The organism is Mucilaginibacter yixingensis (assembly GCF_041080815.1).
In the GTDB taxonomy this organism is placed as follows: Bacteria; Bacteroidota; Bacteroidia; order Sphingobacteriales; family Sphingobacteriaceae; genus Mucilaginibacter; species Mucilaginibacter yixingensis.
In genome coordinates, this window is sequence record NZ_CP160205.1 from 2,667,990 (window position 1) to 2,689,833 (window position 21,844).

General features: G+C 46.0%; 18 protein-coding genes and 1 pseudogene. 4 read left to right on the forward strand and 15 right to left on the reverse strand.

The features are described 5' to 3' along the window. Nucleotides 1-88: 88 nt before the first annotated feature. The 15 genes and pseudogenes from ABZR88_RS10945 to ABZR88_RS11015 form a co-directional block, all read right to left on the reverse strand. A complete protein-coding gene (locus ABZR88_RS10945) occupies nt 89-2,668 on the reverse strand; it encodes a P-loop NTPase fold protein (protein WP_107831749.1) in 2,580 nt (859 codons plus the stop codon). A gap of 611 nt (nt 2,669-3,279) precedes the next feature. Next, nucleotides 3,280-4,041 carry an IS21-like element helper ATPase IstB gene (gene istB / locus ABZR88_RS10950; protein WP_107831783.1) on the reverse strand — a complete coding sequence of 254 codons (762 nt, stop codon included), beginning with the start codon at nt 4,039-4,041 and terminating at the stop codon, nt 3,280-3,282. Nucleotides 4,042-4,061: 20 nt separating this feature from the next. Next, nucleotides 4,062-5,591 carry an IS21 family transposase gene (istA, locus tag ABZR88_RS10955; RefSeq protein ID WP_369434689.1) on the reverse strand — a complete coding sequence of 510 codons (1,530 nt, stop codon included), beginning with the start codon at nt 5,589-5,591 and terminating at the stop codon, nt 4,062-4,064. A gap of 346 nt (nt 5,592-5,937) precedes the next feature. After that, the gene (locus tag ABZR88_RS10960) at nt 5,938-6,114 is read right to left on the reverse strand and encodes a hypothetical protein (RefSeq protein ID WP_170113698.1); all 177 of its coding nucleotides are present in this window, start codon (nt 6,112-6,114) and stop codon (nt 5,938-5,940) included. A 10-nt stretch (nt 6,115-6,124) separates the two neighbouring features. Then, on the reverse strand, nt 6,125-6,928 hold the full coding sequence (locus tag ABZR88_RS10965; RefSeq protein ID WP_107831771.1) for a PRTRC system ThiF family protein: 804 nt from the start codon (nt 6,926-6,928) through the stop codon (nt 6,125-6,127). Next, nucleotides 6,925-7,638 carry a PRTRC system protein B gene (locus ABZR88_RS10970; protein WP_107831773.1) on the reverse strand — a complete coding sequence of 238 codons (714 nt, stop codon included), beginning with the start codon at nt 7,636-7,638 and terminating at the stop codon, nt 6,925-6,927. Before ABZR88_RS10970 ends, ABZR88_RS10965 begins: the two co-directional genes overlap by 4 nt. Continuing rightward, entirely contained in the window at nt 7,635-8,714 is a 1,080-nt protein-coding gene (locus ABZR88_RS10975) for a hypothetical protein (RefSeq protein ID WP_146166624.1), read from the reverse strand. The genes ABZR88_RS10970 and ABZR88_RS10975 overlap by 4 nt, the downstream gene beginning before the upstream one ends. A 55-nt stretch (nt 8,715-8,769) precedes the next feature. Then, complete coding sequence (locus ABZR88_RS10980; protein WP_107831777.1) at nt 8,770-8,985, reverse strand: PRTRC system protein C; 216 nt, start codon at nt 8,983-8,985, stop codon at nt 8,770-8,772. 18 nt (nt 8,986-9,003) lie between these two features. Further along, nucleotides 9,004-9,555, reverse strand: coding sequence for a hypothetical protein (locus ABZR88_RS10985; RefSeq protein ID WP_107831780.1), 552 nt, complete (start codon nt 9,553-9,555; stop codon nt 9,004-9,006). Between the two features lie 25 nt (nt 9,556-9,580). Then, complete coding sequence (locus ABZR88_RS10990) at nt 9,581-9,835, reverse strand: hypothetical protein (protein ID WP_107831781.1); 255 nt, start codon at nt 9,833-9,835, stop codon at nt 9,581-9,583. A 48-nt stretch (nt 9,836-9,883) separates the two neighbouring features. Beyond that, nucleotides 9,884-10,627, reverse strand: coding sequence for a DUF932 domain-containing protein (locus ABZR88_RS10995; protein ID WP_369434723.1), 744 nt, complete (start codon nt 10,625-10,627; stop codon nt 9,884-9,886). Continuing rightward, nucleotides 10,591-12,405, reverse strand: coding sequence for a reverse transcriptase/maturase family protein (locus ABZR88_RS11000; RefSeq protein ID WP_107831787.1), 1,815 nt, complete (start codon nt 12,403-12,405; stop codon nt 10,591-10,593). The genes ABZR88_RS10995 and ABZR88_RS11000 overlap by 37 nt, the downstream gene beginning before the upstream one ends. 560 nt (nt 12,406-12,965) lie before the next feature. After that, nucleotides 12,966-13,412: pseudogene (locus tag ABZR88_RS11005) on the reverse strand (DUF932 domain-containing protein); the annotation flags it as partial. 35 nt (nt 13,413-13,447) lie between these two features. After that, entirely contained in the window at nt 13,448-13,876 is a 429-nt protein-coding gene (locus ABZR88_RS11010) for a single-stranded DNA-binding protein (protein ID WP_107830218.1), read from the reverse strand. A 435-nt stretch (nt 13,877-14,311) separates the two neighbouring features. Continuing rightward, nucleotides 14,312-14,554 (reverse strand): hypothetical protein, encoded by a 243-nt coding sequence (locus ABZR88_RS11015; protein ID WP_107830222.1) that lies wholly within the window; start codon nt 14,552-14,554, stop codon nt 14,312-14,314. Between the two features lie 435 nt (nt 14,555-14,989). Between ABZR88_RS11015 and ABZR88_RS11020 the strand changes: the two genes are divergently transcribed. From ABZR88_RS11020 to ABZR88_RS11035, 4 genes are read left to right on the forward strand one after another with little or no spacing between them, the layout of a single operon-like run. Continuing rightward, on the forward strand, nt 14,990-16,933 hold the full coding sequence (locus ABZR88_RS11020; RefSeq protein WP_107830224.1) for a hypothetical protein: 1,944 nt from the start codon (nt 14,990-14,992) through the stop codon (nt 16,931-16,933). After that, complete coding sequence (locus ABZR88_RS11025; protein WP_107830226.1) at nt 16,914-18,635, forward strand: hypothetical protein; 1,722 nt, start codon at nt 16,914-16,916, stop codon at nt 18,633-18,635. Before ABZR88_RS11020 ends, ABZR88_RS11025 begins: the two co-directional genes overlap by 20 nt. Beyond that, nucleotides 18,628-21,000: a hypothetical protein gene (locus tag ABZR88_RS11030; protein WP_107830228.1), complete on the forward strand. Its 2,373-nt coding sequence runs from the start codon at nt 18,628-18,630 to the stop codon at nt 20,998-21,000. The genes ABZR88_RS11025 and ABZR88_RS11030 overlap by 8 nt, the downstream gene beginning before the upstream one ends. A gap of 5 nt (nt 21,001-21,005) precedes the next feature. Continuing rightward, nucleotides 21,006-21,326 carry a hypothetical protein gene (locus tag ABZR88_RS11035; RefSeq protein ID WP_107830230.1) on the forward strand — a complete coding sequence of 107 codons (321 nt, stop codon included), beginning with the start codon at nt 21,006-21,008 and terminating at the stop codon, nt 21,324-21,326. Nucleotides 21,327-21,844 lie beyond the last annotated feature (518 nt).

Sequence of the window (21,844 nt, forward strand, 5' to 3'; positions counted from 1 at the left end):
TTGACATTTTTGGACGAGCTAAAAATTTAATTATCTTAAGGAGGAAGTTACATAGAGTTACGCATAGTGATCAATGAGTGCGAATAGTTTAGTCATCAGCTGTATTCTTAAATAAATACTCGAACGGAAATAGGATAGCGGGGTATGCACTTGCCTGCACAGCGGCATGATACTTCATAAACTCGATATAGCATGCTGAATTTTTATCAAAGTTCTCGTTGTTCTCGACATATTCAATGAGTTCTTCAAGCGAACCAAAAATGTATTTGATCCAGGCTACATCGAATATATAGTATTTTTCAAATGGGTCATGAAGACGAATGAAACTGGAAAGCTGGCAAACCTTTAAATGTCTTTTGAAATAATCTAAAAATAAGATTTCAGCTCTTGCTTGGACCTTGTAATCATAATTATAGGAGTTGTTCTTTTCAACTACCACATTATGCAGTTGCCTAAAATCATTGGTGATCTCGGTATGTTCTGCGCAATAAGTTTCAAAATATTTATAAAGCTGATCCTCGATCTCTTTGGTCTCTAAAGGAAAATCAGTTACTCCGGTCAGTCCGGCTACCAAAATGTGTCCTTCAAATACATAAGGTTCCGGTACATCCTCGAAGAAGGCGGTAAAATAATCCTTATAAGCTTGTGCGTTATCAAAGAACTTATAACTACCGTCGCGCTCTTTCGGGTAAGCGATCAGCTCCGCTATTTGCTTATAATTTGTTCCGAACCCGCCATTGACGGCGTATTGCCGCTTGCCGATGTGTATGAGTATTTTCAGATGGTTCTCCCATTCTTCTTTATGCTCAAAGTCTACGATCTTTTTCAACCGATTGGTCACCTCATCTGCCTTATTCGGATCGTCCAACCATTCATCGATTTTCGTTTGGAATGCCTCATAATCGCCTAGCCGGTATTGCTCGAATTCATCTGCCGATAATTGGGTTATCCTTTGTTGTATAGTGAAATATTTTTCAAAATTCTCGCCGTTGACAAATGATTTGTAATCGCGGCTTTCCGAACCTATCCTAAAATCTTTTTCTGTTAATAATACATCGAATACCTCTTTAATGACTGCGATCTCCAATTCATTGATATTGCTTTTATCGATGGAGTCGATGTATTTGTGTAGGATTGGCAGGTCTTTTACCGCTTCTCCGACCTGTTGGGCTGGGCGTTCTTCCTCCATTCCCTGCCACATCAGGTCAAACCCGGTAATTTCAGAATTACGCTCACTCTCTTTGCGTAAACGCATGTGCAATTTATCTTGGATAAAAAAGACGGTTTTATACTTGGCTACAGTCTCGTAAAGGCTGCTATGCTTTAATTTCAGCAATTGCAGGAGATAAAAGTCAATGACATTGACCTCTTTGATCACACCGTCTATCTCGAATAAAAATGAATTGCATAACCGTACCGCGTCACGCTGAGTCTTCACAATCCAATTGGTGAAACTTCGACCGGACCGTCCTGTATAGTCGATTGCGGTGTTCAGCATCGCTTGGATGTCGTTGTTTAATATCGCGCTTTTCAGGTCGGTTTTGATATTGGTACGCAATACCTCGGGGTTGTATTCCGGTAAACTGAACTCAAATTGAAAGATCTTTTCAAGGTAACTTTCATAATGATGCTTATTGATGTTCCGGAGAGCTTCTATGACGTAGTTCCGGTCGTAAGCCACGACATATACGAGATTTTTGAAGTTGGCTGTATTCCGAATTAATCGCAGTACCTCTACGATCTCTTTATTATCCAGCCGGTCCAGGTCGTCGATAAATACAATGATCTGCTGGCCGATCTTGCCGATCGAGGTATTGATCTTATCATAGTTCACGGTATCGCTTTTATCACCGAAAAATAGTTGGGAGCCGGTTTTAAAGGTTTTCGTGAATACGCCATCTTCGATATCGGTCAGCGATTTGGCGTAAGTTTCAATGTCTTCAGATAGCGCTGTATCGTAGACTTTCAATTGGTCCGTTAATACTTTAAAAAAATCCTCGATGATCTTGGTCGGACTAAGGCTCCGCCACGGATTAAAATCAATGATGATCCGATTCTTCCGATCCAGCTGGCTTTTGATCAGGTTCGTAAACGATGTCTTACCCGCACCCCAGTTGCCATTTACCCCAATGGCGATAGCCCCTCTATAGTTATCATTGACCTTGGATTCTATCCTTTCAGCCAGGAGGATTGCGAAATTTTTACGGTCGAATTTATCATCGGCGATCTTCATGATCGGGGCATCGATGATGAAGGGCACCTTTTTGTATACTGGTGGCCGATGTGAGCTAAGCCTGTCAAGTGCACCTAAGATCACGATCCCCCCTAATAAAAAGATAAAATAATCCGTGTATTTAAGATCAGGTGCGTATTTGGCGCTGTAAAACGTGTAGTGAGAACTGATAAATCGGTAATACAGGTAGGTCGCTAATAATAAAATCGAGGCAAAGAATAAAAAGAACGGGACCTTTTGTTTTTCCAGGTGAAGATATATCAGCTGATAGACAGTTAGTTCGACCAACAGGAATAAACCTAAATAGAGCCAGTCACTTTTCAGGTCCTTTAAGAAGCCGTTCACAATCACCTTATCGTAAAAAATAATGAGTTGATTACTTAACAGGAGATATAGAATGGTCAGCAGGACGTAGAAGGTAACTTTCTTACTCATCTTAGACTAAGGTTTAGTCTCAAAACTACTAAATGTTATTTATTTTATATTCAAGTGTGATAAGCCTTTGGCAATACGGTATTCATATTCCGTTAAAGTCGAATTAAATAACTTTTCACCATCAGTATAACTAGCCTTCGTTGTATAATACATTGCAAGGGCATACATACCAAAGTCAATTAGAAAAGTTTTTCTCTAGTGATAGAGAAAAAATATATTGCCTACTTCTCATTTTTTCTTAATATTCGGTATCTGAATGATTCATAAGTACTCTCCATTGGATCAGCCTCAGTTGTAGCTAAAACTGCAGGATCTATTTCAAACCAATCTGTGGTGTGCATCGTCCAGATTTTTCATAACGTAAATGTAATGATTACGGACAGCCAGTAACCGATTGTCAACCGAAACATTTCCATGATGCGTATTGTCACCAAAACACCGCATAACAAAAAAGCCGATTAATATTCGTTAACCGGCTTTAATTCCTGTAATCCATCACATACTGTATAATACGGAGAAGTTGACCAGGTGATTCCGTGGCAAATTGACCACCCAAAGTGCTGGCGAACGAGCGCAGCGAACGCTGTAGAAGCGTTGTCAAAAGTAGTTATTTAAAGTGTGTTTTGCAGATAGCTTTTTTCGGGCTCTGCGGGCCTTCTTTTTCTCATCGACTCTCCCTTTAGTTCCATCCGGTGCGCATCATGCACGATGCGGTCGAGGATAGCATCAGCGATCGTCTTTTCACCAATGACCTCATACCATTTACTGACCGGCAGCTGAGAGGTGATGATCAGGGATGTCTTACCGTGCCTGTCCTCAATGATCTCCATCAGTGCGGCCCTGCTCTGCGCATCAAAAGGTTGTATACCGAAGTCATCCAGGATCAGTAGTTGCTGGCGTTCCAGTTTGGCTACATCCTTCATGTAGGAACCATCTGCCTTGGCCATCTTCAGCTTAGCAAAGAGTTTGGGTGTGCTGGCATAGAACACGCGGTAACCCAGTATGCAGGCTTGGTGTCCGATAGCAGAAGCGATATAGCTTTTGCCGATACCGGTGCTGCCTGTGATCAACAGGTTCTCATTCCGGTCAATAAAGTGGCAGTCTGCCAGGCGCATTACCTGATTGCGGTCGATACTACGGTCGGCATGGTAGTGGATGTTCTCTACCGAGGCCTTATAGCGGAACTTAGCATACATGATCGTACGCTCTATGCGCCTGTTCTGCCGGTCGTCCCATTCGGCCTCTACCAGGTGGGCCAGCAGTTCATCAGTGGTGTATTCTGCGGTCTGTCCCGTTTCCAGGCAGCTTTTAAAGGCATGGTACATGCCATAGAACTTCAGTTTGCGAAGTTTGTCTAAGGTGTTCGTGTTCATATCGATCTGTTCATTAATGGTTATTTATAGTAGTTCTCTCCCCGGATATTGTCATGGCTGGGCATAGGCAGCTCGTCAGCAAATAAGCTTTCCTCGTAGCTGTCCATCTTGTTCTCCAGTATCTGCTGTATGGTCTTGTAGTTGTACACGCCATAGCCGAGCGCACGCCTGCAAGCGCTGGCCAGCCTTTCGTTACCTGCCTTGCGCGCCAGGCTGAGGATACCGATACAGGAGCGGTAAGCTTGTTCCGGATGTTGCTTTCGGTCCAGTATCTTCAGGATGTAAAGCCTCACATCCTCGTGAATGGATGCTGCCCATTCCAGGAACTTATCGGGTGTCCATTCGGTCATAAAGCGGTGTGTCGAAGCCAGGTGATCTTTATCCGTTGTGTAGCTGTAAGGGCTTTTGATGCGCCTGTGCATGGCGATGCGTTCATAGTGGTAGTAGACTTCTACGTTGGTGCGGGAATACAGCAGTTTGACCTTCCTGCCGATAAAGCGGTACGGTACGCTGTAGTAGTGTTTGTCGATACCCAGACAAACATGTCCGTTCTTCATTACAGTGGCCTGGTGCTGCCGTTTGAACTCATAACGTAATGCCGGTAATGGCGAGAGTGCCTGGCGTTCTATCTCCTCGAACTGGAGCTTTCTGCTGTAATTGCGGCCTTTCAGCGGCTGGCTGTTATGTGCTTCTAAAGCGACCTTGATCGCGATATTCAGTTCTGCAAGGGTATGATAGGCCTCTTTGCGAACAGGTGCGTAGATACGGCTGTAAACGATCTTAACGGCTCCTTCTACCAGTGCTTTGTCACGAGGGCGGTACGCCCTCGCTGGTAAGATGGTCGTTCCGTAATGGTCGGCAAAGTCAGCAAAGGTCTCGTTCAGCGTTGGCTCATAGCGGTTACTCTTGGTAACGGCAGCCTTCAGGTTGTCGGGAACGATGGCGGCAGGTACGCCGCCATAAAAGTGCAGGGCATTCTCACAGGCTGCTATAAAGTCTTCTTTCTGCTGGCTCAGCACAGCTTCTACGTAAGTTAGTTGGCTGGCGCCAAGGATAGCAACGAACACCTCGGCCTCGATGACCTCACCGGTATCCTTGTCCGCTATGCTTAGCTTTTCACCGGCAAAGTCCACATACAGCTTATCACCGGCTTTATGATCCAGGTGCATCGTGGGGTTCACGCGGGCTTTCCACTGGTTGTAATAAAAGCAGAATTGGGTGTACTTGAACCCGTCAGGGAACTCTTTGATATAAGCTTCCCACAGGATGCGGCGGTTCATACCGACACGCTTTAACTCTTTATCTATCTGCGGGAAACAGCGTTGCAGGGCCACCATTCGCTTGTCCGGGGGACGTTCACTGCTTTTGCCAAAGAAGTCCTCCAGCTCCTTATCATTAAGGGTATTGATTTCCTCGAACGTAAAGCCGCTGGCATCGAACGCAATAAGGTACTTCTTTGCGGTATTGCGTGACACGCCGGTCTGGGCCGCTATCGATAGCTTGCTGCGGCCCTGGCTGTACATCCTGAGGATCTGTCTTATCTTACTCATGCTTATCGTAGTGTTGGCCATTAGTGAAGTTGTTAAACCTCAAAAATAGGCCTGCTTCTACAGCATATGTGGCTCGTTCGGGGTGGTCAGTTTCCTCCGAAATCAGGTGGTCACTTTCCCGCGGAATCGGTGGTCAGTTTGCGCCGAAATCAGGTGGTCAATATCAGCGAATTCTCCAACATACTTCTCCTTGATCTTTACCATTGCCCTAAATTTTTAAACTGGTCTGTATTTCTGCAAATCGTGGCTGTACGGAGGTTGCGGTGATTTGCGGAAAGTCAGACTTCCGCTTTCGCCGGGCTGCCTGTTGCGGATAAGAGCAGCAAGTGGCAGCCCGGCGCGCGGCTCAGGCATCTTTTATCCTTAATAGTTTCTGATAGAAATCTTCCCAATACTTGTATAAATAACGTTGGTATTCAGAGGGCTTGGTCACCCTGTAGTGGCGAAAATCATCCGCCTGCATGATCGCTAAATCGAGGTCGGTGACCTCGATCTTTTTACCGTCCAGATCAATGATATACATAACGTTCATTTTAGGCCACTTTCAGCGGCGTGGTTTTAAACTTTTTGATATCGAGGAACACGCCCCGGTTTTCGATCATGCCGTCGGTCAGCAACTGCCATAATAACTCCGCACCATACAGGGCGATTGCAGAGTTGATATATAAATCCTGTTTGCGCAGGGCTTCGGACTGTGAGCAGCTTGGTTCGTCATGGTCATCGGTCTTTTCCAGTAAATCCCTGAACTCGTCAATAATTGGGGGTAATACCGCTACCGGCCGGAAACGCTCGGATTGCGGTTGCCTGATCTCGGCTAATGTAGACAGCACCAACTGGCCTGTATAACGGCTGTTGCCCAAATCCATCCAGTAATAAGGTTTGGCGCGGTCATTCCTCGCATTGAGCGAAATCCAGCGCAGCACATGATCGATGTCCAGCCTTGCCGCTGCGGTATCTACGCAGGTGATATAAATATTGGCTTTGCACGATGCGGGCAACAGGTGCAGTGTTTTGCTGCTGAACCGTTCCGGCACAGCTTTCCAGTTCGTGCCCTGACTACGGTTGACACGGTTAATCAGTACGACCGATTTATACTGTCCTACCTCTGACGGGGCAAATAACTGTCGCCCCAAATTCGCCTGGTTAACCAGGTCATCATCAAAAAGCGTCACCTGCAGCCCCGGCCTCCCGAGAGCAATGAGCGAAGTATGCATCCGCACCAGTTCGGTGAGCATCCGGTGTCCTGTTCCTCCGGCTCCAATGAGATTGATGGTAATCGGATTGGTCGGGTTCAGCAGGTTGCTATCGGTAAAATGTATAGGTGTCAGCGTTTTCATCTGTTCAGGTCTTTAATGGTTTTGTTGAGCGGAATGAGTTTTTCCAAAGGGAATGGGGCATCAGTACCGATCAGCTTTTGCCAAAGCTGGACAATGTTGCCTTTAATGGCGGTATTGGTTAACGTGTGGCTGAAAAAGCTGTTAAAAAAGTACACCTGCCATTGCTTCATAAATTCCTCTAAACTGCAATGTTGAGGCAACCGGATGCTGACATTTCCGAGGCAAACCTTACCATCGTTATAAACATTGAAGTAAGGCGCAGCGCAAAGTGGCGTATTTTCAGTTAGGTTACTTTCGGTATTAAGGGCAAAAACAGAAAGGCTGTTGCGATTCGCTTTCCAGATCATGGGCGGCACCCATGCTTCCCCGTTAGGGATGCTCAATCCTTCTTTAAACAGCAGCCGCACTTTTTGCGCCGGGGTTTTCCATACCGCGTATGCGTTCCGGCTACGATTGATGTACAAAACACTATGGGGCATTAAGCCCTCCGGCTCCAAAAAGGTGGATCGCATTTCTTCAGAGGTATCGAGGGCTTTCGCTAAGGATATGCTTTCCTGAATGCTCAACGGGTGGGCGTTGATAGGCTTACCGTTTTTGTCCATATCAAATGCCTCGACGTATATGTTTTTACTTTCAGCCTCACGGTAAATCGCCAAGGCTTTAAGCGGCTCGTATAGTTTCCCGAAATTGTGGGTGATGTTCTCTCTCATGGCAAATCAAATAAGATGGTGCAAAGACTGAGTACTAAATCATAAACACGGTATTCATATTCAAGCGTACGGGGTTGGGTTGCTTTCCCATCGTAATCACAGATGACGGTCGGCTGATGCACCCCGGAGAAATTACCGAGATACTCGTTTACATTCTGTTCTATCCTTTCATACTGCCAGCCTTTGCCATCGGCAATAAAAGAGATATAAGCATCGCAGGCGGCGGTGTCGTCCCATTCCTCCAAATCCGTCAAGTTCTGCCAAATGTGATTCCCGGGAAATTCCCGGTAGAGCGCCAAAGCCTCACGGGCAAGCATCAAACAGTTTTCATCATGCTCGTTTTGCGCTTTAAAAAGCTTGATGGTCTGCTCCAAATTTTCGAGGTGGTAGGGACTGGCCATTTTACGCAGCATAATGTCGCTGCAAATGTCTGTTCGGTTAATGTCGGCCATATCTTCCTCGTAATCGTCAGGATGTTCCGCCATTGCCTCCAAACAGCACTCTTTAATCATTTCATATTCACCTGCCATAAAACTGTCCTGCCCACGGTGGTAAGGTACTCCGGCTTCCCGGTACAGGTAGGACATAACAGCCAGTAATAAATTGCCGGACGGCCTGTTTTGTCGATGCCGCAGGAAAAGGTAAAGCGGGATAACCGGGATATAATACAGCGTATGCCCAAATTCAAACTGCTGTTTAGTGGACAGGCCAACGGTGTCGTTATCTTCTTTTGTGATGACTAAAGCCGTTTCATAAGGCGACCTGTTCAGCTTGGTGGTCAGGTCTCGGTGGCTCAGTAAAATATTATAAGGATATGGCAGGTGGCCGACCTCTAGGGGTTGTAAGCCGTTTACGCTGCACAATTCTTTTACCGATTGGAAATAGCCGGATTCGGTTATTTCGCGGGGCGGTAAAACCCGCTCCGGCACACAAAGCGGTAAAAAGCTATGGTTTAAAAAACCATTGGCACATGAGGCAAGGGGGCCGATTTGGTCTTGTCCCTGAGCACGGCTGCGGCGTCCGGCAGTTGGTCGAGATTTTCTGCGAATGTTCCTAACTGTTGATAGAGTTTGCATTGTCTTTTAGATTTAGGGAGGCAGATCAAGCCTCCCTGCGTTTTCTGTTTCATGGTTATCCTTTGGTGCCTAACGTGGTGACAAACTGGTATTCGGCATGGTCATTCTTATATTCCGGGCCGACTATTTTGGCAGTGGTCAGTATGGCATATAATGCACTGTACTGGTCGCAAACCTCCTCGGGGCTGAGGTTCCGGTCAGGATCGTCCAAACGTATCTCCTGCCCGTTCTCTTTATAAATGAATATCCGTGGTAACTGATCGAAAAACATGATAATAACTTTTTGGGATTAGAGTAATGAGTATTGTTTTAACTGCTCGTTCATGCGGTGGAGGTCGGCTTTCAGCGATTTGAGTTCCTTTTCCTTATCGGGATAATCATCAACGACCGGCAGTACCTCCAAGGCCTCCTGATATTTGCAGGAAGCCGACAGTTCGTTTATGGTTTTGATGGCTTGCTCGTATGCTTTTTTCTTTTCGGCTTTGAGGTCGGCAAAATCCTGATCGGGCTGTTCATCCCCTGCGGATATGGTTTTCGCAGGTACTGGTTTGGTCTGTGTCTTGGCTTTGTCTAACGCCTTTTGATATTGTTTCAAGTTATCCTGAAAACTGGCGGTTTCTTTGACCGGCTCCGTTATCTTGTCAAAAAACAGCTTGTCCATTTCCACTGCCGTAGCTTTAAGCGTAAAGGGTGGAATATTCTTCCCGGCCTGCTGCGTGGCGTTTAGCGAATTGAACGAGCCGATAAAATGGATTTCCCCGTTCTCACTTACACGGATGCCGATCTTCCAGTTGCCGGGAGTGTTCAGGGAGGCGATATTTTGAAAGAAGTTCGTTGTCATAGTCGGTATTTTTGAGGTCTGTTATTTAGATGGACTGAATTTGGTATTCAGGAATAAAGGCCAGGATTTTACCCATGATGTTATCATGGTGCGCAATGGTGGTATAGCCACGCCTTTCAATATCCTCTTTGTGGCTTTGCATGACGGTATCTACATACTCCGCTCCCCTGCCTGTAAATCTTTGGGGTTTACGGTACTTGTGCGCAAAGTCATGCACGTTGTGGCAATCGGTCACCGCTTCGCGCAGCACCCATTTAGGTATGTTATTTTTAATACTCATGGCCGTAATGTTTTAATAAAGGGGGGGGTATCGCCCCCCCTCCTGTCATTAATTGATGAGATAAGCGCCTTTTTGTAAGCCTGCTGCGAACTCTGCGCACAGGTTAAATGCGGCCTGCGCCCTTAGCCTGCCGGTGCCTTCCATAATGGATTGCAGTTTGGCTTCGCCATTTTTGAACTTGCGTACATTTTGGAAATAGCCAGTTACTGCATTATAGGCGCCGAACACCGTCCCGGCTGTAGTGTCCTGTAGCTGCGAGGGCGCACTTTGGGCATACTCGTACACCCTGTCCACCATATTGGTGTACACGCTTGATAATTCCTCGTGCTTACCGCTGAACAGCTTTTCCGCAGTTTCTTTGTTGGGCACCATCGCCACCTGTATCAGCTTCTTAAGTTCCGTATCTGTGATACGTACCTTTGCCCACTGGTTAAATACCCCGCTCAGTTCATCGCTCAGTTTATGAGTGATACCCATCAGTTTGTGCGCAACCTCTAACCGCTCCTTTGCGCCGGAAGTGTGCCGGATTTTGATAGCGTTGGTATGATTCCGCATCGCAGCGTTAAGGGTGTTGTTACATACCACACGCACCGGAGTAAATGCGGCGGTGATGCTTCCGTAACCATCGTGCGAAGTGGTCAGGAAGTAGGCTCGAGACCTGGCGCCTTGCACTACATTGCTGTAGTAGGTTTCCCTGAATCTGCCCCCGAACCGTACGTACCCGTCTCCGAGTATACGGCTCTCCATCAATTCATTCAGTCTAACTTTCCTGCGTGTAATTTGTCGTGACATGTTGAACATACTGCTAAGGTTTTTCTTCTTCTTGCAATCATTTTCTTTTCCCATTCCGTTTTACCCTTAAGGTCTTTCAGTTTCCTTACATGGTGCATTTCTATATCATCCGTGGCTTCGCAATACTCACAAATGCGTGCTTTTAGCCTGTCCGATAAGCTGTTTCTGCCCCCTGTGTAGGTTACTGTTTTGGCAATGGTGTCTACTTCGCTGTCGTACGTAGGTGTCTTTCGTTTGAAACCCCCATTGTAGAGAGGACGATACTTTGTCTGGCCCTTTTTATTAGTGTAGGGTATAGAGAAAGTTTTATTTACTCTGTATTTGTACATCAACTTCGATATCGTGGAGCGGTATTTACTTGCATAAGTACTATACATACTGTATCGCATGATGTAATAAAAAGAGTTGATAATGTGGCTGTTATTGGCAATTGAATAGTAATTATAGAAGCCTAATATCTCGGCATTGTATTGGGTGATTATTTCCAGTGCATCAAACCCTATCATATTTCCACGGGACTTGCCTCTCCAAACTTCTTTCTTATTGGGCGTTGTTATTTTCAAAGCCTTATATTCCAGTAGTTTATTTCTCATTACCTCTGTGGTGACGTAAAGTACCACCTTACTATTGAAGCATCTGATAGGATTACCAGTTTTATCCGTTAACGTATTATTTGATTTACGTACGAATACATCGTAGCCCAAGAACGTTGCATGACAATTCGCATTGGTTATCAGGGTCTTTTCATCTGAAAGTTCCAATTTAAGTGTGTCATTAAGGAAAGCCTTAATGTCTTCTTTTACTTTTCTGCAATCATCTTTGCTACCTATGATACCTATGAGAAAATCGTCTGCATACCTGACATATTTTAGTTTCCTGAAACCTTTATCCATATCATCCATAGGAGGATATTTCTGTCGTTCCTTAACTATTCCCTTAATTTGTTCAATTAACTGCTTTCTAACATTCTCGTCCTTTTCAATTTTGAGTTTCTTAACTAAGCGGTGTTTCTTTAGTACCAGTTGGCGGAGTACGGGGTTAAGCTTTCTTGATGTTCCAATATCAAACTGGCTAATGTAATTTTTAATATACTTGTCCAGTTTGTCAAGGTATATGTTAGCCAGTATTGGGCTAATGATACCACCTTGAGGTGTACCACTATATGATCTGTGATATACCCAATCTTCAACGTAACCTGCATTGAGGAACTTTCTTACTAATCGAATGAACCTTTCATCTGCGATACGTTCACCTAAAACATGGATGAGAACGTCATGGTTAATATTATCGAAGAAACCTTTTATATCTCCCTCGATAAACCATTTTGCTCCTGTAAATGTCTTTTGAACTTTGGTCAGCGCTGTGTGACAACTTCTTTCAGGTCTGAAACCATGAGAAGTATTTTCAAAACTACCGTCATATATTGCATTGAGTATCATCCGGATGACTTCCTGTAGCAGTTTGTCGATGAATGTTGGAATACCTAAAGGACGTTTCTTGCCATTTTTCTTGGCAATGTATATCCTTTTGGATGGTGCTGGTTGATAAGTTTCGTTTTGCAACGTAGCTATCAACCGTTTAACTCGGGATATACTCATGCCATCGATGGTTGTGCCATCGGTGCCTGCCGTCATATTACCTACTTTGCTGTAGATATTCTGATAAGCAGTGTAATACATCTCTTCGTTAAACAGTAGCCTGTACAGCCGTTCAAACTTGTAGTTTAAGTCACTGCTGTGTTCGGTTAGACTGTTTAATACTTTTTCGGGACTTCTCATGTCTCTCACAATTTCCTTTAATCATATTAAACTGAATCAACTGCATCCCCTTCGCCATGTACAAGGCTTTCCCTTGCTCGGACTACTACGGGAGCTCCGTTACCATGTCGAATATTCAGGGGCTATCCCCATAGCCACGCCAGTGGCATTCCGATTTAGGTAATCCCCATTTAGATATATAGTGACCTGGCTTTGTAGATTGTCGGATGCGATTTAACCTGTTTCTACTTATTGTAGCTGCGATTGTGATACGTTATGCTACATCCGCTATCTGTTTACGTTGTAGTATCACAATACCGACGTTTATAACTGTCTTCCGTCCGTGCTTAGACAACTAACCGCTAAGGCTCTCGTTCAATCAGAATAGATTTCATCCTCATATCTACTTTTCAACTTGCCATTCAGTCGCAACACGACAATTAGTTGACTTATGGCTTTTCCGACATGCTACACTCCCTGTCCAGTTTCCCTTTCAGATAAGTCGGCTGTTGATAGGCGATATAAACACTTGCCTAATAGCTTGCCAAAGCTACATTCACTATATACCCTTATGGGCGCACCAAGTATTTCTCCAAACAATCGCCTTTACCTACGCGGATGTAGTCAGGGAGTTTGGCGGTGATAAAAATCCGCTCCCCTTTACCGAGCGCCCCGGCTGTTTCGTATAGAATACCCTCACCGCCAACGACGCTATCAAAAAAAGTAAAAGCATCAACGTTCTGAATGATCTCGTACTCCTTACCTACCGTACCCAGTACAGCATTATTATCCGTACGGACGGTTGCAAACCGATCGGGAACATCCTGTTCGTCTGCAATATGCCCTTGCGGGTCGCGGGCGAAAAGCGGCCATTTTTCAACGGTATAGTCCAGTCCTGCGAACTTTAACGCTTCCGCGCTGCTGGGATAATCCTCTACGATGGTGCCCAGACCGTGCCATGCTTTCTCTTTGCGGCTGAAAAAACTGTATTCGTTATTTTGCGGGTTGATTGCCAGATTGTGTGCCATGATTCAAAAATTAATGGTTGGATGAATAGGGGGAATTAAAATGGCAGGTCATCGTCTGCGGGTTCAGCTACCATTACGCCTACATCCGCAATGGCTTTATCTTTGCGTTTACCGCGTCCTTTCGCCCCTGTGCCGTTTACAGCACCTGATATGTCATGACGCTTACCCTCGTACAGTTCGATATTATCGACAGAGAGTGTAATAGCCGCCTGCGGCTTGCCCTCGTTGTCGATCCACGCATCAGCGCCAAGCCAACCGGAAACGGTGATAATAGCGCCTTTGGTCAGGTATTCGGCAATACCTGCGTTGCGCCAGTAAGAGCAATTGATGAAAAGCGATTTCTGCTGCTTTTCGCCTGCGGCGTTTTTGTAGCGTCTGTTAATAACCAAGGTAAATTCAGTTACCTGTTTGTCGCCTTTTACGTTTTTAACCTTTGCATTGTCGGTTAATCTTCCTGTGTACATAATTTTAATTTTTAAGTGTAAATACTTCGTTTCTCGGGTCCATTCGGCTTAAAATCTCTTTTGGCCTTTGATAGAGGCAAAACACTTGCGGGTGGGGCTGGCGGAACAAGGCTGACGCAAAAAATACAACCTGGAGAGAAACGGAAGTGTGGAGATTTTTTAAGCGGCACAAAGCCTGGCCTTGGCCGCCGAAGAGGGGTAAATTTGCCTCAGCAAAGGTCAAATGAGAACAAAATCAAACACAAGAAGGCCACTAAAGAAAAAAGAAAGGGAAGAATAATGCAGCTAAAAGGTGGGGACAGCAAAAAGCCAACTGCGAACCCGGCTACCGTTGCCGGGCGCCGCACCCGAAGGGCTTGGTTGATTCTTGGCTGTCAGATGGGTAGGTCTAAAGAGGTAGGCTTTGGTTAAAGGCATAGAGATATTTCATCGGCATTAGCTTTCCCATTGTGCCATGAACTGCTCTAAATGGGTTTGCCTGTCAATATTGATGTTGACCGTTCCCATGCACACGCTACCATCCACATACAGGTTAAAAAATGGCGCATTATACAACATCGTATTGCCGTTGGCTTTGGTCTTACCTTTAAGCGCAAAGACTTTCAGGTGGTCTTTACGACCCGCATGGGTGGAGATTTTTTTGACCAGCGTTCGGCAAGTCAATAACTTCGATGGCATCAAAGGCCAAATAGAGAAGGTGAACACTTTATAGCTTCACCACCAACCGTTATCAAAGGCGGGAAAGACGAACTGCCATCGCAGCCTTTAAAGGCACTGAAGGCTGCGCGCGGCACCGACCATGGGGAGGCCCGGTCCGGTGTTCCCGCAGGGGTCTCCCAACAGCCAGTGCGGAGTGCCGCGAATTCATTGATTATGAATTATAGCGGCGCGATGCGCTGATCTTCGCCGGGGCTTTTGCAGCGCAGCGAAAATGCCGGAGGCTGCGGTAGGGATAGAAAGCGTATCCTGCCTGAACAGGCATATATAGCAGATAGCCCGGGCCACAGGCACCGCCATGAATTGCTAGAATATTTTGTATTTTGTGTGACTAACCTGAATCCGCACAAAGCTGTCTTTTACTACCGCCTAGTTCCAGGTTACCACCTATAAATTATGACTAAAGACACCCACTTGATTCATGCCTGTCTGGCCACTGCTGACATCTTGCTGCGCGAAAAGCGGGAAACGGTTCAGCAAATGATGGGGCAAGTTTTACCTGCCTTTCACCCGGATTTCATGGAATGCCCGATACTATTCGACCTTCTTGAAGTCTACCAAGCTTCTGCAACATTGACGAGGTTGGCTGATGAAAAAAAGAAAGTCGCCACGCCCTTGCTCCAATTCCTGGCCATCGGGCTGGAAGTCGACAACCTCAGGCCGGCCATTAGGACTTTTAAAAAGCTCAGGAAATATATAACGGATGTATTCCCTTACAAACCGCTGATGCCGAACTGGCAGGACAAGGCTATTTTTATCGTCTATATAGAACATCAACAACTGAAAAGCTGGGCCGATTGGGCTGATGAAAAATCAGAGGAAGGCGCAGCATCCATGTTGCTGGATTATAGTTTTCTGCATTGCCAGGTAAACGCAGATGCGCTGCTGCAATACCTGCGTGATGAAGTCGCACAAAAACCTTATTCGGGCGCGCTTTACCAAATCAGTGCGGAAATGGTTGAAAAAATCCAAAAAGACATGGCCTTCGCCACTGACATCGAGCACCACCTGTCCGTCATTTTTGAAGAAGATGCCTTGCGACAGGTGCTACCTGCGGTCATGAAAGCTTTGGCTAAACACAACCCGGAGCGTTTTCGACATTACCTGGAAACGCTGCTTACCAAATACGAACATACTTATCTCGCTGATGTTTTATCCGCTATGGCGGCGGCTTGTCCACCTGATGCCGGTGCAAAAGAACTTATTGAAACGGCGTTATTTGACTATCGTTCCAGCGGACAGCTTTTGCCTGAACAATTCGTACAGGCTGTTATCATGGGACGCTTTGACAGCGTCATGATCCGTGCCACGCTTCAGAAAAGCGCTGAGTCATCGGCTAATACGGCGGAATTATTGCAAATCATTAATTACCTGACCTGTTTCCCAGCCGAACACGAAAGCGGCTGGTTCAATACCGTCGCGGGGCTGATCATCGTCAAGCCAATCAAGGAATTGACGGGCATGTGCGACCACCTGCTACAGTTATTGACCGAGTATTCCGTGGAAAAAGTTTACCAGTTGCAGACCCTGCGCTGGGTGGCATTGGGACGGGACTATTTTTTGACCAGGCACTGGTATATGCTGTTGCAAAAAGACAAGGCCTTGTTCAGCGTTCAACTGACCAAGTGGTTCAACATGGGTGAACCTTTGGTTTACCATGCCTTATTGCAACTATGCTCGGTCCAGGATCTTGATGAGGCGGACTTCAAACTTTCGCAAAGCGAACTGGCCGGATTATCCGAACGCGACAAGTTGTTTATCGGTTATAAGATAGCCGGTTATATTTATAGTAAAGATGAGTTGCAAAATCTGATGTTGTCCCTCATCGAAAGTATCAAGTCCAGTGAAGACCACCTGGCACAGGAAGTCTTTAATATGATGTATAATTATGTCATCTATAATTATCGGTCTACGCTGGATATTATCAAGACACGTATCAAAGACCCTGACACCAAAACCTATACCCGGAGTTTTTACCAGGCATTGGACGCTCACTACGAAGCCTATTTCGAGAACCTGCGTAAAGTAAAGGACTTTGCGGAATTACGCTCCGATAGAAAACTAGCTGAACACATCCGCTTCTACACGCAGGAGAAGTTCACTGCCGAGTTTAAAGCAGCCCCGCGACCGGCCTGGGCGGATTTTGGAAAAAGCGTGTCCGTTCATTCACACCGCTGGGCGATCCGGCGAAAGAATGAACCGGTGCACCAACCATCACCGCTGGCCCATATCGAAACCAGCGCTGAGTTTCCATCGGGCGAACGCTTAAATCCCATTTTTCAGGAATCCCTCCGCCGAAATTATCAAAGAATCAAACGCAATGAAATTAATCTTAACTGAATATATCAATAGCCTGAAGGAGGACGGCGAACTGGATAAACTGCTGCAGGATATCCTCAAGGCCTATGGCATTACCATTTTCACCCGTCCCGAGCGTGGCCGGCAGTTCGGCGTAGATGTTTACGCGGTTGGTAAAGACCCTGAAGATGAAGGCCGAAAAAAGATTTTCCTCATTACGGTGAAACAAGGCGACCTCACCCGGCAGGTTTGGGATGCCGACCAGAACAGCGTTCGTCAAAGCCTTGATGAAATCCGCACCGTCTTTATCCGCAACAACCTGGCTTCCCAGCATAAAAAATTACCCATCAAAATTGTGGTCGCCTTTAATGGGGAATTCAAACAGAACGTGCAGCAAAACTGGCGGGGTTATACCGAAAGCTACCCGGAATACGAATACGCATTATGGCAGCAGGGTTGGTTTCTGGAAAAATTTGAAGACAAACTGCTCAATGAACAAAGCTTTTCCCATGAAGTGCGGTCTAATCTGCGTAAAACCATTATCCACCTCGAAAACTCGGATTACGACCTGTCCGACCTGACCCGCTTGTTCGATTCGTTCTCCAAGGACTTTAAGGCAGCCCGGTCCAAAAAGACCAAACTCAAACTCCTACGTGAACTCCAAGTCATCATTTCTATTGTACTCAAGTATTGCGAACAGGCCGAAAACCTGCTTCACGCCATACGCGCGGTGGAAAAGCATGTCTTAATGGTTTGGGCGGAACTGATACCGGTCGAGTCAGACAAAGATTACACGCATATTTTTATCAATGCGCATCGCGCTTTGATGGACACCTACCTGGCTTACTGCCATAAAATCGCCTATATCACCCAGATACAGGAAGGTTTTGGGCGTGGGCATGGTAATTCGCTGACCTATACCTATTCACTGTACACGCAGGTCGGCATCTTCGCCATGGCCGGGTTGAACGTGTTGCAAATGTCCGAACTGCTTGACCGCTCGGTCGCGCCGGTCGTCGATGACATCAACACCCTGTTCTTGCGCAAAGCGAACGAGATCGCCGATGCCCTCATTCATACCCTGAATAACAACAAAATATTTTACAGCCCACGGGCGGACGACCAGCATATCGAAATATGCCTGCTATTCCTGCTACTTTATAAAGTAGGCAGAAAACAGGAGATCGCCAACCTGCTGTTCTTGTTCAATGAACAAATGGGTGAAGGCCTACTGTTCCTGAATGTATTCCCGGTCATGAGCAACGACCGCCGGCTTATCGCGCAACTGGACATCGATTACGAATTGAGAAGAGCGCACGAATACAATTCCAGCAACCTGTTCACGGTGCTGGTCGAATGGGCGGTGGTCATCGGCGACGAGAAACTTTACCGGCTGTTCTGGGAACTAAAGGAGCGTTTCCTAAAAGACACCGAACTACTGCTATGGTTCCCCGAAAAAGAAACGGAAGAACTGTTATACACCAGGTATGCGACACAAGAATCCGGCTACGCCTTGTCCGGAATCAAACTTCCCGAAAAAATGGAAAACTGCCGGCAACTCATCAGCGAAGAATTCGCCAACAATTGCCATGAACAGGAATTCAGCTTTATCAAAAACGGCATCCCGACCATCGGCCTGTTGGCCAGCCGGCACTACCGCACCTACATTTTCCCATATTACTGGCGGCAATTACTCCTGCCGGCACAAACATTAACCTTAACACAAACGGATAGCCATGAATGAACATGAATTCCAAACCTACGTCGCCCAGATCATCGGCCAGCTCTTTCCAACTTTACAAGAAGGCCAAATCGAGCAAGAACACGCTTTTTCACTAAAATTCGGTCATCATGCTGTGGTCATTGACGGCAAAGAACCCGGCAAATACGCCAAAAGCGCCATCTACGATATTCTACTGAAATTCCAGGGCAAACCTTTTGCGTTGCTGGAACTAAAAAAGCCTGGTAACGGCATCGAGCCGGAAGATATACGTCAAGGCGTATCCTATGCCCGTTTGACCCAGCCCATATGCCCACTGACGATTTTAACGGACGGCACAACCACCCAACTCATCAATACCTTCGATGGGGAACCTTTTAAAGAAGAAGCGATGGACATCCAATTCATTGAAAACTTATTTCGGCAAGGTCTCCTATTGAGTGCCAATAGCTTGAAAAACGCCATTTCTACGTTATTGGAAGCAGATCACCGTGTCATTTTTGATGTAATCAATACCATTTCCCATAACGCATTTGAGCAACTCAGAGGTGACCCCGAAGACATTAGCAAACCCATTATGCGCGACTTTAAGGTCGCGCGTTCCGCTGAACGAAAGATATGGGATCAACTCGAAAAAACGCCCGGGGTTTTCCTGACCGGCGAGCCATTTGTCGGCAAAACCAATTTACTCTATCAGTTATTTGAAACCGCTAAAAACGCAGGGCAAGCGTTGCTGTATATCAACGCCGCCGATCAGAACTACAACATATTCCGTCGTCTATCCAACTTCATTACCATGCGGATGCGGTACCCCGTCACCGAGGAGCGCGTAAAAGAATGGTTGCTGCTCAGCAGCAACAGGTCACCGCAAGACCGGCTTGTGGTCGTATACGACCACTTCAGGCACGATACGGATGAACACCTGAAAGCCGATATCGCAGAATTGTTTGATGTGTTCGAGGCTGACAATAACCGGGTCATCCTGGCGACGGATAATGCCAACTACGACCTGCTGACGACAACAGCAGGCCGGACGACCACCAACTTTTACCGTGAGCGGTTTGCCCGTATTCGGCTCAAAACCTTTTCAAGCAAAGAGTTTGAGCTGGCCAACCAGTTGTTGTATGACCGGTATGGTGGCATGGTGCTTCCCGGAGGCATCTTTGCGGGCGAATACCGAAATCCCCGTGTCTGGCGGCTCATCGCCAAAGCCATCCGCGCAGAACGTACCCAGGCGACCGCTTTGGGAATTATCGAGGCCGTGCCCAGTTTCCAGTTCCTGCAACTCATCAGTAATCATTGGCATTTCGATGCGCAGACCCGCCAGGATTTCAAGGCGCTTTCCGTTGCCTTTATGGAGAGTATGCCGCTCCGAAACGAGCAGGGCGACCTGAAGCTGATGGCGCTTAACCTGCCGGTCATCGCAGAGCAAGAGTTAAAAAAACATCTTGAAAACGAAGTCATTGAGCGGCTGAAACTTGCCGGTTTGTTGGAACGCAGACTTTTACCGGACGACCGTTGGGTTTTCCTACCTAAACTCCCCGAGCTTATCGCTAAAAATGCCGGCGAACATTTGAAAGCACGGTTCCAACCATTGCTTCTTGCGGATTTCCACCAACATTACCCGGAATTTCTCGAAGCTTACCAATACCTGCCTTTTGGCGAAATCATTGCGGCGCAAACCATTGTCCACTGGGGCTATCAGCAAGAGCTTGACCTGTTCAGCGCCTTTATCAGAAAACTTCAGTCAGATAAGCCGGAAATAGAAACCGCGACCGGAGGCGGCCTTGTCCGCTTGTACTTACCGGAAAAAGGACATATCACGCTACCTATTGAACCGGGAGAAGAACAAAAATACATCGGCAATTTATTTCCTTACCTGATACTTTCCCATCTGGTCACTTTGCAATTTGTCGATGATTCACAACATCCCGATATGGAGCGCGCGCGTTGTATCGCAGCAGTAGGCCAAACGAATTTCCAGGTCCGGTCATTGAACGTCAATACCTTTTATGAGCCTATGCCGACCAACCACGAAGTAGGCAATATTGGTAATATCACCCATTCAGGTATTGGAATCGTCGAACCTATCGTACAGGCCATGCAAGCCAATATCATTCAATCGCCCCAGGTTATCGATATACTGTTTCGTCATGCACTGGAAAAAAAGTATTACCGGTTGCTGCACCGTATCTATATCGCGGCCAGATATTCGGATGGCTTAGGCAGCCCGGAAAGCGATGCGCTATGCGAAAGCATACAAGCCCGTTACATGGACCATTTTAATAAGATGATGGCATTTGCCATCGCTGATAAAGGGGCCACCCGCTCAGAACGCCGAAAAATTGAAAAAGGCCTCCGCAAACGCGACAGAAAACAAAAAAAGTAAAAGTTATGCCTGTTGATCGACCTAACAATATTTTTCGCAGCCTTGATGCCAAGACCTGTAAAACGGTCTACCCGAAGGTGCGTGAGAACGCTGACCGCCATTTTAAAGCAGCAGAGGTGCTGGCCGCTGTCGGAGACCTGGCTACTTCTTATCCATTCGGAGTCTACCGGCTTATAATTGCCCAGAAATTTTTTTATTTCGTTGATCGGGTCTTTCTTGAATACTTCAAGATCTTCCCTGGTGATAATTTCTGCTGCCATAAGAAAGAACCTACTTTCGCCATATTTTGTCAACCACAGCATGAGTGCCACGGAGAAAAACAATAATAAATAGTCGTTGAACAGACCTTTTCCATAGCCGGAAATCAACGGTTTTACTAAAACCGAATTCAGAAAAATATTAATCGGGCCGGTAAAAAATAATAAGCCGCAGCAGAAAAGAAGTAGCGTAAAATGTAATGTGTGATTTTTAGTGAATTTAATTTTCTCACTCATCTGGCTTAGGAATTTATTAGGTCAAAATGATCTAAGTTATTGTATTTATAGTGTCCGATATAAGAATTAGGACCTACTATAAAAATATTTTAAGTCACCAATCAATATTCAAACCTAACAATCTGAAGAGATATGTTGACTATTTTCATTAAACTAAAAAAGATAAAGTATGAACAGACTGTACTATGCTCATAAGTCCAAAATTACTTAACTTGCCCTCTTGAACTGGTAAACTTACCAGTTTAATTGTGATAAGGTTTAGGTTAACACCCTGGCGCAGCGAGTGCGGCAGGGTGTTACTTTTTCACTTGTCTTCTTTCAATGATTACCGATAACCCACCTGCCTATTC